At 47.0% G+C, this 1,057-nt stretch carries 1 pseudogene; it reads right to left on the bottom strand.

The window, feature by feature from the left end:
- Positions 1 to 827 (bottom strand): annotated as a pseudogene (gene cscA / locus ACUU1M_RS20270) (sucrose-6-phosphate hydrolase); the annotation flags it as partial.
- Positions 828 to 1,057: the final 230 nt, after the last annotated feature.

The following is a 1,057-nucleotide window of genomic DNA, read 5'->3' on the forward strand; positions in this document are numbered from 1 at the left end:
AAGTCATGCCCGTTATCAAGTTCAGTAAAATGCCCGGATTGTGCAAAAAGTCGTCCTGGCGACCACATTCCGGGTATTACGCCACTTTGAAAGCGATTTCGGTAACTGTATCCCTCGGCATTCATTCCCTGCGGGGAAAACATCAGATAATGCTGATCGCCAAGGCTGAAAAAGTCCGGACATTCCCACATATAGCTTTCACCCGCATCAGCGTGGGCCAGTACGCGATCGAAGGCCCATTCACGCGATGAACTGCCGCGATAAAGCAGGATCTGCCCCGTGTTGCCTGGATCTTTCGCCCCGACTACCATCCACCATGTGTCGGCTTCACGCCACACTTTAGGATCGCGGAAGTGCATGATTCCTTCTGGTGGAGTGAGGATCACACCCTGTTTCTCGAAATGAATACCATCCCGACTGGTAGCCAGACATTGTACTTCGCGAATTGCATCGTCATTACCTGCACCATCGAGCCAGACGTGTCCGGTGTAGATAAGTGAGAGGACACCATTGTCATCGACAGCACTACCTGAAAAACACCCGTCTTTGTCATTATCGTCTCCTGGCGCTAGCGCAATAGGCTCATGCTGCCAGTGGATCATATCGTCACTGGTGGCATGTCCCCAGTGCATTGGTCCCCAGTGTTCGCTCATCGGGTGATGTTGATAAAACGCGTGATAACGATCGTTAAACCAGATCAGGCCGTTTGGATCGTTCATCCATCCGGCAGGAGGCGCGAGGTGAAAATGGGGATAGAAAGTGTTACCCCGGTGCTCATGAAGTTTTGCTAGTGCGTTTTGCGCCGCATGCAATCGAGATTGCGTCATTTTAATCATCCTGGTTAAGCAAATTTGGTGAATTATTAACGTTAACTTTTATAAAAATATAGTCCCTTACTTTCATAAATGCGATGAATATCGCAAATGTTAACGTTAATAATGACATTTTGTGATCGAATATGCATGTTTTAGTAAATCCATGACGATTTTGCGAGAAAGAGGTTTATCACTATGCGTAACTCAGATGAATTTAAGGGAAAAAAATGTCAGCCAAAGTA

It is taken from the genome of Shigella sp. SIG6 (genome assembly GCF_053555815.1).